Raw genomic sequence first — 16755 nt, 5'->3', positions numbered from 1 at the left:
CTAGGGGATGTTGCTTGATGTTACTTATTTAATTTCAAGTGTATATGGTTGTGTGCTTGCTTTGCCATAATACTCACTGACTTCAATATAGTATTTACCAGCTTGTAGTTCAACTGTACCAACTTCAGTATCGCCAGCTCCGTAAAGATCGAAGGTTTTAACGGTTTTTCCGTTCGCATCAATCACTCGGATCACACCATCTAATGCTTTTTCCGTTTGAAGTGAAAAAACGACATCGCGTTTTTGGACATTATTAAACTCAAAATAGTCCTTATCACCGAAAGGAATACCTGCATTTAAATATTGAGTTGCAACCCATTTATCATCTTTTTTTGTCAGGGCAGATGGTTTTGTTGGTACACCATTCACTAATTCAGAATCTGCATCTTCATCTGCTTGCTGATGGTTGAACATCGTTAAAGTATACGGTTGTACAGACACTTGACCAAGACCCATGCTGTTGACAAGGATAAAATAACCGCGGTCTTTTTTTGCTTTGAAGGATGTATTTACATCTGTTGTTCCACCCATTCCAAGTAATAATTCAAGAATATTATCGCTTAGTCCAAATGGAATTTCTGTTTCCATTTCTTTCGGATCAATTTTCTTATTGCCGTTCGTATCTTCTATAATAGAGCCAGCAAATTTTAACTCTTTTTGAAGCTCTTTTGGTAGTTGAGCTAATTGTTCATTTGTAAATGGGGTAGAAGAAAGAAGCAGACTCATCACTTCATCATTGCCTTCTTGCTTATAGTAGTAATAATCTACATCATCTTGATAAATAAGATGGTCTTTATAAGTCGTACCTGGCTGAACTTTCAGCGCTTTTGCTTCCTCATGATTGTCTGGATTGTAATCTGCTGGAATATCACCGATTTTTTTTGTTTTCAACGTATAAGGTTCAGCAGATCGTTCTCCAGCATTGACAACAGCGACCACATAGGTTTTATCCTTTTTCAATGGGATGACCTTTGCATCATTTTCATTTCCAGTCGAACCAAGCAGTAGTGCTAGTAATCCAAGGTCATTTGTTAAGGAAGAAACAGGGATTAATTCCTTTGCTTCCTCATCATATTCAAATACGGTACCAGCAGGCTTTTGGTTCATCCCTTTGATAAAGCTGAAACTATAAAGGGCATCTTCCTTCGTTTTAAATAAGAAATAATCCTCATCATAGTCTGTTTGGAAATAAGCTTTCTTATTTTCACCAATTTCAAAACGTATAGCCTGTTTTATAATCGGCTCAACATTTTCTATATTCCCTGACGCCGTTGGATTCATTAGCATACCCATTAGGCTGTCAATTTCATTGCGTTTTTTAGTTTTACTTGGTGTAATCGGTAATTGTCCCTCTGGCATTCCTTCTTCTAACATGGCTTCATTTAGCGGTAGCCCATCTTCGTCTGGTGGAAGGGTAACCACTTCACCTTTTAATGTGTAAGGAATCATCGATTCACTAACCGTTTCTTCTTTTTCAATACCACCACTAAAGAACATTTCCATAGAAAACTCACTATTACTGTCATTAGAGACACTTAAAACATATTCCTGATCCGGTACAGCATCGATAATCATGCTAACTGCTTCACCTTTCGCTGTACCATTTGCTGTTTGCATAGGATAGGCTTGTTCTTCCTCGCTGTCATCAATTTTAGCTTGCTCAGCTTCTTCTGGTGGTATCGGCTGAAAGTCATCCTTAAGATAAAGCTCCATAGAGGCTGTGACACCTGGAATACCCGACAGGTCGAATTGTAATGTCGTTGGTTCTTTTACAGAGAATGTGAAATAATCTTGATCTCGTTGTTGATCTTTTGACAGAAGGGTATAGTTTTTGCCTGCCGTACTATAAGGGAACTTATTTATCGGCGCCATAGTAGATTTATCTAATGTATCAATTGGCAAGCTCTTCGTCGTTTGTGCTGTAAACGTGTAAGTAGATTTGCCTTTTAAGCTATAGCTACCATTATGATCTTTGACAGCAATTAAAAGCGTCCCTTTTTGATCTGCTTTAAATAAATAACCTTCTTTTTTTCCTACGCGAACATCATTGACATGAATCGGCTCTACTTCACCCTTATGATTATTTGGGTAGAAATATAAATCAAAGGCATAATCATATTTGTTTGCACCTTTTAATGTTAGCTGAGCATATTCATTTTCGTCTAAATCGACTTTATACCATTTCTTTTCATCTTGCTGCTCGAAAGCGCCGTGTTCGATATTTAACGTATTTTTAGCAAGAACTTTAGCGTTTTGTATGCGTTCTTCTTTCGACTCTGAATAGTGTTTAGGTAGTTTATTTAAATCGAATTGCAATGCTTTGACTGGATCGATTAGTCCATGACCGTAGGTAAGATCATAGCCTTTCGCTCCTAAATCTTGTGCCGTCATTTCCAAAATTGCCTCTATTTCATGCGGCTTTAAATGTGGATATTTTGATTTAAGAAGAGAGGCGACGCCTGCCACTACAGGTGATGCCATGGATGTACCACTGAATTTGACGAAGGATGATCCTTTTTTGTCATCATGAACGGTACTATAAATTTCTTCACCTGGTGCAACAACATCAACGGACGGTCCGTAATTTGAATAGCTTGATAGTTTGTTGCGCTCATTCGTTGAACCTACACTAATAACACCCTCATAAGAAGCAGGGAAGGAGTATTCATCTGTTGATTCATTGCCCGCGGCTGCCACAATTGTAATACCACTGTCAACGGCTTTCTGAACGGCTTCTTTCATCAGTGGAGATTCCCCGTAGCCTCCTAGACTCATATTAATGACGTCAACACCCTGTTCAATAGCATACAAAATGCCTTGTGCAATAATGAAATCATTTGCACCTTCTTTGCCATTAAATACGTCAATGGGTAGTAGCTTCGCTTTCGGATTCACACCGTGTCCGCCTATGCCATTATCTTTAGCTGCGGCGATAATACCAGCTACATGTGTTCCGTGATCACCTGGATAAGTAGTATTCGCTGGTGCTGCTGCATTATAGGGTGGGAGTACTTGAGATTTTAGATCGGGGTGTTTAAAATCTACACCAGAATCAATGACAGCGACTGTCACATCATGCTCACCCGCTAATTCTAGTGCCTTATCCATTTGCAGTAGGTTTAAATGATACATCTCTTGTTTCTTTGGATCGACTTCTGTTTGAAAAGAGCGATACACATAGCTAGGAGATACACTTGTAATGCCATCTTGCTTTAGATAGTAAGCAACTGCTTTTTCTATTGATACGCCTTTATTCAGTTGTACCACATCATAGCCTAATGAAGGAATGGAGCGGATGACTTTGGAGCCAATGTTTTTATGTACATTTTTATCAAGTCCTGAATGCTTGATAACAATTTTATCCTTACTCATCCATTTTTCTTCATTCTGCTCTGTTTGTTTCATACTACTTGCCAGTACATTCTTGGCTTTATGCTGAGGTACTTCAGCAAAGGCAGAAGCAGCTGGAACCATTAGTGTAGCGGATGCTACAATAGCGACTGATTTTTTAAACAAACTTTTCAATTGTTATCTCTCCTTGGTGTTATAAATTAAGTCTCGACTCTATTAATACGGATAAAGATTAGAAAAGTTTCGTAAAGGAGGAAAATTTTTCACTATTTTTTCCTTCGAATTGTCTAAAGTTTTTTGTTTTACAACTAATTAGTAGAAAGCCTCTATTCAGCTGATGGACTTCCAAGTATTGCACGCTTCGTTCTTTTACGTTTATCCAATATGTTTTTGGCATGCCAAACCATCAAAGACATCGCAACGAATTTGACGTATCGCTAACATAAATCGAATCTTTTGATTTCGTAGTAGTTTACTAATTTTTGAATATGAAAGAAAATAAAAAATGATAAAGCCATCGAGAGAGAATTTCTCGATGACTTTTGTCTACAATTGTTCTATTAATTGTTGTAATTCATACTTGGAGCGGGGGGGTGTAATGTTTTCCTGCAATAGCTTCTTTTTTTGTAATGTCATGAACATATCAAAAACCCATGGACGTTCGAGATGTGCAAGTTGCAGCAATTCTTCTTCATAAAACAACTCGATCGGGTCTCCGTTATAAATGATATTCCCTGCCTCCATGACAATGATTTGATCCGCCCATTCATAAGCAAGGGGAATGTCATGGGTAGCAAGTAAAATGGTTCTTTCGCCGTCTTCTAATTTACCTAGGTACTGTAGAACTTGGGTAGCATAATAATTGTCAAGGCCTGCTGTTGGCTCATCTAATAAGAGGACAGAGGGCTCCATCGCTAAAACACCTGCCATCGCCACACGCTTTTTCTGACCTACGCTTAGAAAGTGAATAGGTTTTTCGAGTAAATCGCCTATTTCCGTTTGCGCAACAGCCCATGCTATTTTTTCTTCGATTTTTTCGGTAGACCAGCCAAGATTTAGTGGTCCAAATGCGATATCTTGCTTGACAGTACCTGAAAAAAGTTGATGATCCGCATCTTGAAAAACAATGCCAACTTGCTGGCGAAGTGCCTTTAAAGCTTTTCGACTATATTGAAGCTCGTTGCCATCAAAAACAATCGTCCCAGCTGACGGTTGTAAAATACCATTAAGATGCTGAAACAATGTTGATTTTCCAGCGCCATTATGACCAAGGATGGCAATTTTTTTTCCTTTTGGAATGTGTAAAGTAATGTCTGACAATGCCTTCGTACCATCTGCATAGGCATAGGACAAGCGGTTTAGTTCAAAATAGAATGCTGTCATGAGAAGTACCCTCCATATACAATGAGGAATAGGAATAGTGTCGCTATGCCTAGCCAATTTTTCTTGCTATAGGAGCCCATCTCTTGCCAGTAGACGGCTTCGCCACCCCGTGACTGCATGGCATTATTAAGCTCACGACTACGCTGAAACATTTCAGCAAATAGCGCCACAATAAGCATGGATACGGAGCGTAGCCATTGCATTGGAGAATGATAGCCAAGACGCGCTTGCTGGGCAAGATGTATTCTGTACATGCTTTCTAAAAATATAAAAATAAAACGATAGGTTAGTTCAATAAGCTCAACCAATAAAGAGGGCAGCCGCCATTGTCGGAGCACATAGCAAATCCCTTGTACGGATGTGGTCAAAATTAAAAAGTATAAACAACTACTACTGCCAAGGACAATAAAGAACAATTGTTGGGCGGACAGGGCACTTGCTTTTCCGATGAAAATTGTCCAATTCATCCACGTAAAAGACCACAGATGGGCAGGTAATACATGAGTTGCTGGTGTGATTGACAGCAAGATGGATACAAGACTTGTTAGTAAGAAAAATCCAGGTAGCAATAATAACTTAACATAGTAGGTAAGCGGAATTTTTGCACCTAAAATGATAAAAGCACTCATTACAAAAAATGTAATGAGTGAAAGTCGTTCATCTCTCATGATGAGCGTAACGAGAAGTAGACCAATTGAAAATATCATTTTTTCTAGCGGATGAACGGACGCTAGCTTATTAAGATACGCATACTTATCAATGAGTAACATAACGGGTTAACCTTCTTTATGCTTGCCGCGCATATAGCCGATGAAGTAGCCAATAAAACCAGCTCCAATAGCTGCCTGTAGCACGAATAATAAGCTTTCAATTTCACCACTTGGTGGCTCCCATAAGCTTTCAAACCACGGTTCATATTCTGCATTGATTTCGCCAATGGCTGCTTCTGCCTCTCCATCAGCACCACCAAATTCTGCACCTTTTTGTATAAACAATGGGATGATAGCTAACAGCACAACAATCGCTAATAGTAATAAATTTCGTTTCATCTACTAATGTGCCTCCTTTGTTGAGAAAACACGCAACATTTTTAATTCGCTGACATTGTACTTTTTCAAGAAATTCATCACAATGACCGTTAAAATTCCTTCACTCACCGCTAACGGAATTTGAGTTAAGGCAAAAATACCTGCGAACTTTGTAAACGATGCCATAAAGCCGCCAACCTCTGAAGGGAAGGCTAATGCTAACTGTACAGAAGTCACAACATATGTACCTAAGTCACCAAGCATCGCAGCAAAAAAAACAGCTAGTGAAAATGACAACCCTATTTTTTGAGCCCCTTTAAAGACAAAGTAAGCAATAAATGGGCCTACAATCGCCATAGAGAAGGCGTTCGCTCCTAAAGTGGTAATCCCACCATGTGCTAATAATAAAGATTGGAATAATAAAACAATCGTTCCGATGACACTCATAGCGAGAGGTCCGAATAAAACCGTTCCAAGTCCAACACCAGTTGGGTGGGAGCAACTACCTGTAACCGAAGGGATTTTTAACGCCGACAGCACAAAAGCAAAGGCTCCTGAAAGACCTAAAAGCATTTTGGTTTCAGGGTTTTCTTCAATTGTTTTGCGAATGGAGCGCAATCCTAGAATAATAAATGGGATAGAGATGACCCACCAAAAAATAGCCCATTCGATTGGTAAAAAACCTTCCATGATATGCATGGCAAAGGCACGTTTTGGCACGAGTAAAAAGGCCAATAAAAAATAACTAAGTTTCCACCATGAAAATTTCAAAAGCTTTCCTCCTTACTAATAGATTTTTAGAATGTAGCGTGCGTAAATAAAAAAGCACTTCTCCGTTGTTGGAAAAGTGCATAGCTAAAAAAGCAAATAACATTCTCATCTGCTAAGCCGCACACCTATCCTCGTAGGCTGAAACGATCACATATTTTTCGGCAGGTCTCCTGGCTCTAGTTCAACACTTTATAGGTCTTCCCATCCGTTGGACAGTGACATGTTCTATAAAGCTCCCTAATACAGTGGCGGGACCGCGCCGGACTCAAACCGGCTTCCCTTTTAAGCAAAATGATAAGTATTTTACACCGAAAAAACATTAAGTTGTGAGATTTCACGACAAAGTGTAACATGATTTTCCATAAATATGCTATATTTTTTTAAAAAATATTTTCAATTGAAGGTCAATAGAGAAGATTCTGATAACTACTGAATTGTCATAAATAAGGAGATATTATAATTTTTATACCCGGTCTACACACAAAATTGATAAAATTGTCATAAATTTTTATAGAAATATTGAAATTTTAAAATAATGAGATATGATAGAGACAGTTTTCTATTCTATAAAGAAGATAATAAATTTCATATAAAACGTCGATAAGTGCTCGAATAACTCGAGATAATAGGGAAATTGGTGAAAATCCAATACAGCCCCCGCTACTGTAATAGCTGATGAAATCGCAAAGCCACTGGTGCAAACTTGGGAAGGTGCGATAGTAAAATGAAGCTTAAGTCAGGAAACCTGCTTATTTGATTGTGCATGCAAACTTTTCGGAGGGAGAAGTTGAAGCAAGAGCGAGTACCTGTATTTTATTTTATTCGTTTTTATTTGGCTTCTACAAAACCTTTACTCTTCGTAATTAGAGTAAAGGTTTTTCTTTTTCCAGAAAGCAAATGAGGGGAGACAGAAGATGACAACATGGAATTTAGAGGGGATGAAAACACATCTCTTTATTTGTAATGGTAGTAGCTGCATGAACAAAGGTGGGGAGGAAATTACCCTAGCTATTCGAGAAGAAATACAACAGCAAGCACTTGATCAAGAGATACATACAACAAGAACGCGCTGTAATGGACGATGCAAGGATGCTTGTGTGGTCATCGCCTATCCGCAAGGGAATTGGTATCGTGTACCATCAACAGAGCATGCTAGAACACTTGTACAAGATTTACATCATGAATCCTTATACAACGAACATGTCTTTACACTTCGTGAAGGTACATTACAGCGTACAGCACAAACGACAGCCATTAAAGGGATCGAAAAGGTGAAAGAGGGGTAACAACATGGCGCAAAAAGGAAAAATTTTCGTAGTGGGCTTTGGACCTGGAGACTTTAAGCATATTACGACACGGGCGGTAGAGGCATTACAACAAAGTGATATGATCATAGGCTACAAAACCTACGTGGAGTTGATTCAAGATTTAGTCAGTGCGAAGTCGATTGTCAGTACTGGAATGACCGAAGAGGTGTCCCGTGCGCAGGAAGCGGTGCGCCAAGCAGAGGCTGGAAGCATTGTCTCAGTCATTTCAAGTGGTGATGCGGGTGTCTATGGTATGGCGGGATTAGTGTATGAGGTATTGATTGAGCTAGGCTGGACAGAAGCAACGGGGATTGAGGTAGAAATTGTCCCTGGTATTTCTGCCATCAATTCATGTGCTAGCTTACTTGGTGCCCCGATTATGCATGATGCCTGTACGATTAGTTTAAGTGACCATCTAACACCATGGAATTTAATTGCCAAGCGCGTCGAGGCAGCCGCTATGGCGGATTTTGTAATCGCTTTATACAACCCAAAAAGCGGTCGCCGAACAAGACAAATTGTCGAAGCACAGCGCATTCTCTTAGAATATCGTTCGCCTGACACACCAGTAGGACTTGTGAAAAGTGCTTACCGCGATCGTCAAGAAGTGACGATGACAACATTAGCCGAAATGCTGGAGCATGACATTGGAATGCTGACGACAGTCATTATTGGTAATTCGTCGACATTTTTCTATGACAATAAAATGATTACACCACGTGGCTATCAACGTAAATATACATTGGGTGAAGAAAAACAACCCTTACGTCCACATCAACGTTTACGTGAAGAAAATGAACCTTGGGCAATGAACCAAGAGACAGGGACTGCACGACAAGACTTTACAGCAGATCCTAATGCAGGGCGTTTTAATAAACCCAGTGTAGCCGCTACGCCAAAGCCAAAAAAAACAGCACTTGAAATGGCTACAGCGGCACTCGCAATGGTGAAAGGAACAAGTGCAGTCAAAGTAACGCCGAAACTTGTACAGCAAAAAATAGAATCCATTTTTGAATTAGCTGTAAGCCCAGGAGTGGTGAATAAGTTTTTCACACCTCAGCAAATGATGACGTTAGCAGAGGTCGTTGGGGAAGAGGGGACGATGGAATATACACCAGACCATCAAATCCATTTGAAAATCCCAACGACTGCCCCTGAACGTATCACGGAGAAATTACAGGAAGTAGGCTTTTTATTAGCGCCGATTGGTGATGTGCTATCCTTGAAGGCTTGTGATTTTTGCTATGGTGAAAAGGCCGATTCGATTCCCTATGCAGAAGAAATACAACAAAAATTAGGTGGAATGTCTTTGCCGAAAACATTAAATATCGGTTTTAACGGCTGTGGTATGGCCTGTTACAGGGCTGTATTTGATGATATTGGTATTGTCTATCGCAAAAGTAAATTTGATGTCTTTATTGGGGCGAAGCCAGTTGGTCGTACGGCCCATGCAGCACAGCCTGTTGTAGAAGGGTTGGAGCCTGAACAACTGATTCCACTAATTACAGATATTATTGAAGAATATAAAGCAAATGCTCACCCAAATGAACGTTTATTTAAATATTTTAAACGTGTGAAAAAGATATTGCATTTTACGTATCAAGATATGTCTTCCAAAATAAAAGTAGAGCCAGCTCCGTGCGGCGACTAGTGAGGAGAAAAGAGATGAAAGCTATTTTATTTGTCGGCCATGGGAGCCGTTTAGCAGCAGGAAATGATGAGGTACGTACATTTATTGAACAAATGACACCGCGTATTGATGCACAATTTTTAGTGGAAACATGTTTCCTAGAATTTGCTTCACCGAACATCGAAGAAGGCATTACGAATTGTGTGAAGAAAGGGGCTACAGAGGTTCATGTAATTCCGATTATTTTACTTCATGCAGGCCATTCAAAGCTGCATATTCCAGCAGAGATCGAGCATGCGCGTGAGCATTATCCGAACATTACATTTACCTATGGTCAAACCATTGGCATTCATGATGAAATATTTACGATTTTACAAGATCGTCTAGCGGAAATTGGTTTTCATTCAGAACAAGAGCAACAAGATACAGCCATTTTATTGATTGCACGAGGTGGCAGTGATCCATCTGCAAATGGTGATTTTTATAAAATTACACGACTTTTATGGGAAAAATTACCTGTTAAATATGTGGAAAGTGCATTTATGGGCGTAACAGATCCACGTGTTGAAGAAGGTATTGAACGCTGTGTTAAATTAGGTGCGAAAAAAATCATCATGCTCCCATACTTTTTATTCACAGGTATTTTAATGGAACGTATGAATGATATGTGTGTGAAGTTTAATGAACAATATCCAGATTGTACTGTTCAAATTGCCAATTATTTTGGCTACCATGAACGTTTACAAAATGTTCTATTAGAGCGTATTGAACAAGCGATAAATGGTACATCTACAGGCATGCAAGATTTAGAAAATTATCGTGCCTATGCGGCAGTTCATGGACATGCCCATCATCACCATCATCATGATCACGATCATGGACACGACCACCATCACGACCATGACCACCACCATGAAGAGGAGCCAGTAAAATGATTTTCATGTTAGCAGGGACGAGTGATGCAAGGGATCTAGCCCTTGCCCTGCAAAGCGCAGGACATGCGGTAACAGCTACCGTCGTGACTGATTCGGCAGCCTCTAGTCTTGCTGACGTTGGCCTACCACATTTAATAGGTCGACTGACAGCTGAGGAAATGGCAGCCATCATAACAGAGCAAGGCTATCAAATGGTGGTTGATGCCTCTCATCCATTTGCTGAGGAAGCTTCTAAAAATGCAATGGCAGCGGCCGAACAGGCACAAGTTCCTTATATTCGCTATGAGCGTGCCCATGAACACTATGCGCATCCTCTCATTACGATAGTGAAGGATTATGAGGAGGCTGCCCAATTAGCGGCAAAAAAGCGAGGTGTCATCATGCTGACAACAGGCAGCAAAACACTTGCTACTTTTACAAAGGTTTTACAAGGCTTAGAAAATACGAGAGTAATTGCTCGCATGCTTCCACGACTGGACAATATGGAAAAATGTGAGGCACTTGGTGTGGCACAACGAGATATTGTAGCTATTCAAGGTCCGTTTTCAAAGGAATTAAATGAAGCATTGTTTCGTCAATATGGAGTAACTTTGATGATCACCAAAGAAAGCGGTAAAGTTGGCTCAGTTGATGAGAAGCTTGAGGCAGCTCTTGCCTGTCATATTGAAACGATTCTTATTGCAAGACCAACCATTCAATATGGCCAACAATATTCAACATTTGAAGAAATATTACAGGCTGTACAACATACACTTTAGGAGGCATTATCCATGGATTTTAAAACAGATTTCAAACCATTAACGGTAGACCCAGATAAAATTTACGATTATAGTTTCTCGATTATTGCAGAGGAAATGGGCGATCATGATTTTTCAGAGGACGAGTGGAAGATTGTGCGCCGTATTATCCATGCTTCGGCGGATTTTGAGCTAGGTCGCAGTGTCATCATTACACCTGATGCAATTGAAGCGGGGATTAAGTCCATTCTTGCCGGACGACATGTCATTGCAGATGTTCAAATGATTGAAAGTGGCTCTGGTAAAAAACGTTTCCAAAAGCATGGTGGCGATTTACATTGTTATATAGCGGATGAAGATGTCGCAGTAGAAGCGAAAAAACAAAATACAACTCGTGCCATCATTTCCATGCAAAAGGCTACAAAATTACATGAAGGTGGGATTTATGCAATTGGTAATGCGCCAACTGCCTTACTAGAATTGATTCGTTTAATTAAAGAAGGCTTAGCAAAACCAGATTTAATTATCGGTATGCCTGTCGGTTTCGTGTCAGCAGCCGAGTCAAAAGAAGAACTGTTAAAACTCGAAGGGATTCCGTACATTACCAATGTTGGTCGTAAAGGCGGTAGTACAGTGACGGTTGCCGCGTTAAATGCCATCTCACTATTAGCGGATGAACAGGCGAAAAAATAATGGAGCGGAAGCCAAAAAAGGATCCCAAGGACATGCGTCACGGTTATACAACGGGAGCCTGTGCAACTGCGGTAACAAAGGCTGCATTGCTCGCTCTGATTACAAAGGAAGAGCAGGAGACGAGTACCATTCATTTACCGATTGGTCGGGATGCAACCTTTACAATTGAAAAATGCATATTTGAAGAAAATGCTGTCAGCTGTGAAACGATTAAGGATGCTGGTGATGATCCTGATGCGACCCATCAGGCGCTTATTGTTGGCACAGTGAGCTGGGCTGATACACCTGGAATTCATTTAGATGGAGGGATTGGGGTCGGGCGTGTTACAAAGCCTGGCTTACCAGTGCCTGTTGGCGAGGCAGCCATTAATCCTGTACCACGTAAAATGATTCATAGCACGGTTCAAGGGGTATTAGACGAATTTCACATTACACGAGGCGTGAACGTAGTGATTTCCGTACCTAAAGGAGAAGAAATCGCTAAAAAAACGTTAAATGGACGACTTGGTATACTTGGAGGCATCTCAATTTTAGGCACAAGGGGAACCGTCGTGCCTTTTTCGAGTTCTGCGTATATGGCAAGTATTGTACAAGCCATTAGTGTAGCTAAAGAAGCTGGTTGTGAGCATTTAGTGGTAACGACAGGCGGTCGCAGCGAAAAATTTGCGATGAAACAATACCCCGATTTACCAGAAGAGTCTTTTATTGAAATGGGTGACTTTGTCGGCTTTACTTTAAAACATTGTAAGCGACTCGGTATCAAACAAGTTTCTCTTGTCGGTATGATGGGGAAATTTTCTAAGGTGGCACAAGGTGTCATGATGGTTCATTCCAAAAGTGCACCAATCGATTTTAACTTTTTAGCACAACTTGCAGAGGATACAGGAGCAGATGGAGAAACAATAGCGCAAGTACGTGAGGCAAACACAGCGTCACAAGTAGGCGAAATCATGATGGAGAAGGGCTATGATGCATTCTTTCATCAGTTATGTGAGGCGTGCTGTTATTCCTCTATCCATCATATAAAAGGTGGTTTAACACTTTCCACATCGATTTATTCGATGCAGGGACAATTATTAGGAAGGGCTGATGACATTGCATCGATCGATGAAATTGATTGGGATCGGGGATAACGGATTAGCAAGCTTATTTCCCCAATACCTCGAGTGGATTGAAGACTGTGAGGTACTTGTTGGTGGTGAGCGAGTACTGGATTTTTTCCCGAACTTTACGGGTGAAAAAATCAGCATTAAAGGGGGACTTTCAGCACTTGTTGAAAGATTATCTGAGGAAACAAGAAATACGGTAATCCTTGCCACTGGCGACCCATTATTTTATGGCATTGGGGGCTATCTCGCTAAAAAGCTAGATATTGAGGTTTATCCATATATGAGTTCTGTTCAGCTGGCCTTTGCGAAGATGGGAGAAAGCTGGCAGGATGCCTATGTCACAAGTATTCATGGCCGACCAATGAAAGGCTTGGCACAGCGTATCGATGGGAAAAAGAAAGTAGCGCTTTTAACGGATGCTGATAATAGCCCCAATGCGCTCGCTCGTTATTTAAAGCATTTTGGTATGACAGAATACCGAGCGTTTGTTGCAGAAAATTTACAGGGCGAAAACGAAAAATGTGGCTGGTATTCGTTAGATGAAATGGAAAGCGCTCATTATTCGCCATTAAATGTCGTGATTTTACAACAAATAATGGAACCGAAACGTTACACGCTTGGGATTGATGATGAAGAGTTTTCACAACGCAAGCCAGATAAAGGACTGATCACGAAAAAGGAAATACGTGTTTTAAGCTTACAGGCCATGCAGCTTCAACAGAATAGCATTATTTGGGATATTGGTACTTGTACGGGTTCTATGGCGATTGAGGCAGGAAAACTTGCGTCAGAGGGTCAAGTATTTGCTGTAGAGAAAAATGCACCTGATTTAGACAACTGTCTTCAAAATCAGCAAAAGTTCCGTGTTGATATCACAGCGATTCATAGTAAAGCACCAGAGGGATTAGACAGCTTCCCAGATCCTAATGCCATTTTCATTGGTGGTACGGGTGGCGAAATGGTGGAGTTACTACAGTTATGCTGTAGTCGTTTGAAGCCAAACGGTCGCATTGTCTTAAATGCAGCGACCATTGAAAATTTATATAAAGCGGTGGAAGCGTTTAAGGCTTGTGGCTTTGCGGTTGATATTTTACAGGCACAGCTTGCGCGCAGCAAACCTATTTTAGATATGACACGCTTTGTACCATTAAATCCAATTTATATTATTTCGGCTTATCGAAAGGAAGAAAATAATGAGTAATCTAGGTGTATTATACGGCTTGGGCGTTGGTCCTGGCGATCCAGAATTAATTACAGTCAAGGCGTTTCGTGTGATTCAGGAATCACCTGTTATTGCCTATCCAAAAAAGCTAAGAGGTAGTAAAAGCTATGCCCATCGCATTGTCGATGTTTATATTAATCCAGACGAAAAAGATATGCTTGGCCTTGTATTCCCTATGACCAAAGATGAGGCTGTCCTTGAACGTGAATGGACAAAATCAGTAGAACTTGTCTACGAAAAACTACAAGCTGGTAAGGATGTAGCCTTTGTAACAGAGGGAGATCCGTTACTATATAGTACGTTTATTCATATGATGAAGTTGATGCAGGACATGCATCCAGATGTAGAAATCCGTACGGTGCCAGGGATTTCTTCGTTCAATGGCTCCGCGTCTCGATTAGGGATTGCTTTAGCTGATGGCGATGACCGAGTGGCCATTATTCCTGCCCATGATGATTATGAAGCAATGCGTGAAGCCATTGAAAATCATGATGCCGTTGTCTTTATTAAAGTGGCAAAGGTGATCGATTTAATGCTAGAGGTGCTACGTGATCTAGATTTATTAGATAAAGCATCTGTCGTGACGAAGGTCACTTCTGATGAAGAAGTTATTTGGGATGTTCGTGAATTAGATGGTGTGGAATTAGAATATCTAACATTAATGGTGGTGCGTAAATAATGAAGAAAATCTATATAGTTGGCGCTGGCCCAGGTGATCCAGATTTAATTACAGTTAAAGGTTTACATATGCTGCAAACAGCGGACGTTGTCATGTACACAGATTCATTAGTGAGTGAAGAGCTTATTGCGAAAGCAAAACCTGATGCAGAGGTCATTCGAACTGCTGGCATGCATTTAGAGGAAATGGTGGCCGTTATGGTAGAGCGTGTTAATGCTGGGAAAACAGTAGCTCGTATGCATACAGGTGATCCAGCGATGTATGGTGCCATCATGGAGCAAGTGGCTCTATTGAAAAAGGAAGGCATTGGGTATGAAGTGATTCCAGGGGTTAGCTCTGTTTTTGCATCAGCAGCGGCAATTGGTGCAGAGCTCACAATTCCTGATTTAACACAAACCCTCATTTTAACACGTGCAGAAGGACGTACACCTGTCCCAGAATTTGAAAAGCTGCGTGACTTGGCGAGCCATCATTGTACAATTGCTTTATTCCTTAGTGCAACACTTACAAAAAAAATTGTTAAAGAATTACAAAGTGCTGGTTGGGCTGATGATACACCAGTAGCAGTTATTCAACGCGCTTCATGGCCAGATCAAAAGATCGTGCGTACGACTTTAATCGAATTAGATGAAGCAATGCGTGTAAATGGTATTCGTAAGCATGCAATGATTCTAGCTGGTTGGGCATTAGACCCGAACATTCATGATAAGGATCAATATCGTTCGAAGTTATATGATGCAACCTTTACACATGGCTTTAGAAAAGGTGTGAAGACAAGTGATTGAGTTACAGGAAGGTGTATTACCAGAGGTTGATCAACGCAATCCTTATGCGGTTGTCGCCATTACGAAGCATGGTGTTCAAATTGGACGTCGCCTGCAGCAAACCTTTGCAGCGAGTGATTTATATTATATGAGTAAATTTGAGCAAGGCGATGAAGCAGAAAAGCATATTCAATTATTTACAGGTACCGTGCGCTTGTTATTGCCAACGCTATTTAAACAATATAAAGGGTTGATTTTAATCATTTCGCTCGGTGCGGTCGTACGCATGATTGCGCCCATTTTAAAGGATAAAAAGACAGACCCTGGCGTTGTCGTAATTGATGATCGAGGCGACAATGTCATTAGCGTATTATCAGGGCATCTTGGCGGTGCCAATGAGCTAACGCATGAGGTGGCAGCGGCACTTGGTGCAAATCCAATTATTACAACAGCTTCTGATGTGCAAAAGACGATTCCTGTTGACTTATTTGGAGCCCGTTTTGGGTGGGTATGGGATAGTGCCGACAAATTGACACCAGTGAGTGCTTCCGTTGTAAATGAGGAGCATGTGGCCATTGTGCAGGAAACGGGTGAGCGCGATTGGTGGATGCGTGATACCGCCATGCCAGAGCAAATTAAAATCTATCCATCCACACAGGCAGCCATCGAGGCTAAACCTCATGCCACGCTATTAATAACGGATCGAATCATAGAACAAGAGGAAGAGATTCTTCTAGAAAACGGTGTTATTTATCGACCAAAATCTATTGTGCTCGGTATGGGCTGTAATCGTGGGACATCTGTGGAAGAAATTGAACAAGTGATTGATGAAACCTTGGCAGAGCTAAAGCTTTCGAAAAAAAGTGTGAAGGCATTATGCACGATTGATTTAAAAAAAGATGAGCAATGTTTTTTAGACATTACCAAGAAATATGATTGGGAGTTCGTCACTTATACCCCGGCGGAATTAAATCAAATCGAATTTCCTTCCCCTTCTGAAACAGTCTTTAAATATACAGGTGCCTATGGTGTGAGTGAACCAGCGGCTATGCGTTATGCACAGGTCAAGTCACTCCTATTAGAAAAGAAGAAATCGGGAAATGCTACGATTTCAGTTGCGAGATACCTATTTTAAGGAGGAAGTCC

The 16755-nt window shown here is 40.7% G+C and carries 15 protein-coding genes and 2 riboswitches; of the genes, 10 read left to right on the top strand and 5 right to left on the bottom strand.

The window, feature by feature from the left end; genetic code table 11:
- Positions 1-24: 24 nt before the first annotated feature.
- From AC6BKE_RS21505 to AC6BKE_RS21485, 5 genes are all read right to left on the bottom strand, one after another.
- A complete protein-coding gene (locus tag AC6BKE_RS21505; protein WP_058844509.1) occupies positions 25-3525 on the bottom strand; it encodes a S8 family peptidase in 3501 nt (1166 codons plus the stop codon).
- Between the two features lie 372 nt (positions 3526-3897).
- A complete protein-coding gene (locus tag AC6BKE_RS21500; RefSeq protein ID WP_499857995.1) occupies positions 3898-4734 on the bottom strand; it encodes an energy-coupling factor ABC transporter ATP-binding protein in 837 nt (278 codons plus the stop codon).
- Positions 4731-5504: a cobalt ECF transporter T component CbiQ gene (cbiQ, locus tag AC6BKE_RS21495; protein WP_036120002.1), complete on the bottom strand. Its 774-nt coding sequence runs from the start codon at positions 5502-5504 to the stop codon at positions 4731-4733. The genes AC6BKE_RS21500 and cbiQ overlap by 4 nt, the downstream gene beginning before the upstream one ends.
- 6 nt (positions 5505-5510) lie before the next feature.
- The gene (locus tag AC6BKE_RS21490; RefSeq protein ID WP_058844510.1) at positions 5511-5783 is read right to left on the bottom strand and encodes an energy-coupling factor ABC transporter substrate-binding protein; all 273 of its coding nucleotides are present in this window, start codon (positions 5781-5783) and stop codon (positions 5511-5513) included.
- A 3-nt stretch (positions 5784-5786) separates the two neighbouring features.
- The gene (locus AC6BKE_RS21485) at positions 5787-6533 is read right to left on the bottom strand and encodes an energy-coupling factor ABC transporter permease (RefSeq protein WP_036120014.1); all 747 of its coding nucleotides are present in this window, start codon (positions 6531-6533) and stop codon (positions 5787-5789) included.
- 143 nt (positions 6534-6676) lie between these two features.
- A riboswitch (cobalamin riboswitch) is annotated at positions 6677-6861 on the bottom strand.
- Between the two features lie 257 nt (positions 6862-7118).
- A riboswitch (cobalamin riboswitch) is annotated at positions 7119-7300 on the top strand.
- Between the two features lie 147 nt (positions 7301-7447).
- Between AC6BKE_RS21485 and AC6BKE_RS21480 the strand changes: the two genes are divergently transcribed.
- From AC6BKE_RS21480 to AC6BKE_RS21435, 10 genes are read left to right on the top strand one after another with little or no spacing between them, the layout of a single operon-like run.
- Positions 7448-7819, top strand: a complete 372-nt coding sequence (locus AC6BKE_RS21480) for a (2Fe-2S) ferredoxin domain-containing protein (RefSeq protein WP_036120017.1) — start codon at positions 7448-7450, stop codon at positions 7817-7819.
- Between the two features lie 4 nt (positions 7820-7823).
- Positions 7824-9491: a precorrin-3B C(17)-methyltransferase gene (cobJ, locus tag AC6BKE_RS21475; RefSeq protein ID WP_058844512.1), complete on the top strand. Its 1668-nt coding sequence runs from the start codon at positions 7824-7826 to the stop codon at positions 9489-9491.
- Between the two features lie 14 nt (positions 9492-9505).
- The gene (locus tag AC6BKE_RS21470; RefSeq protein WP_342543982.1) at positions 9506-10405 is read left to right on the top strand and encodes a sirohydrochlorin chelatase; all 900 of its coding nucleotides are present in this window, start codon (positions 9506-9508) and stop codon (positions 10403-10405) included.
- Positions 10402-11163: a precorrin-6A reductase gene (cobK, locus tag AC6BKE_RS21465; RefSeq protein WP_089934737.1), complete on the top strand. Its 762-nt coding sequence runs from the start codon at positions 10402-10404 to the stop codon at positions 11161-11163. The genes AC6BKE_RS21470 and cobK overlap by 4 nt, the downstream gene beginning before the upstream one ends.
- Positions 11164-11175: 12 nt before the next feature.
- Entirely contained in the window at positions 11176-11835 is a 660-nt protein-coding gene (locus AC6BKE_RS21460) for a precorrin-8X methylmutase (RefSeq protein WP_036120037.1), read from the top strand.
- Positions 11835-12968 carry a cobalt-precorrin-5B (C(1))-methyltransferase gene (locus AC6BKE_RS21455; protein WP_499857992.1) on the top strand — a complete coding sequence of 378 codons (1134 nt, stop codon included), beginning with the start codon at positions 11835-11837 and terminating at the stop codon, positions 12966-12968. The genes AC6BKE_RS21460 and AC6BKE_RS21455 overlap by 1 nt, the downstream gene beginning before the upstream one ends.
- Positions 12925-14145, top strand: a complete 1221-nt coding sequence (gene cbiE / locus AC6BKE_RS21450; RefSeq protein ID WP_499857990.1) for a precorrin-6y C5,15-methyltransferase (decarboxylating) subunit CbiE — start codon at positions 12925-12927, stop codon at positions 14143-14145. Before AC6BKE_RS21455 ends, cbiE begins: the two co-directional genes overlap by 44 nt.
- Positions 14138-14845 carry a precorrin-2 C(20)-methyltransferase gene (gene cobI, locus AC6BKE_RS21445; RefSeq protein ID WP_036120046.1) on the top strand — a complete coding sequence of 236 codons (708 nt, stop codon included), beginning with the start codon at positions 14138-14140 and terminating at the stop codon, positions 14843-14845. The genes cbiE and cobI overlap by 8 nt, the downstream gene beginning before the upstream one ends.
- On the top strand, positions 14845-15630 hold the full coding sequence (cobM, locus tag AC6BKE_RS21440) for a precorrin-4 C(11)-methyltransferase (protein ID WP_036120052.1): 786 nt from the start codon (positions 14845-14847) through the stop codon (positions 15628-15630). The genes cobI and cobM overlap by 1 nt, the downstream gene beginning before the upstream one ends.
- Positions 15623-16744 carry a cobalt-precorrin 5A hydrolase gene (locus AC6BKE_RS21435; protein WP_340809187.1) on the top strand — a complete coding sequence of 374 codons (1122 nt, stop codon included), beginning with the start codon at positions 15623-15625 and terminating at the stop codon, positions 16742-16744. Before cobM ends, AC6BKE_RS21435 begins: the two co-directional genes overlap by 8 nt.
- The last annotated feature ends 11 nt before the right edge of the window (positions 16745-16755 follow it).

It is taken from the genome of Lysinibacillus sp. COL-1 (assembly GCF_059814265.1).
This window is presented reverse-complemented; position numbering and strand designations above follow the sequence as displayed.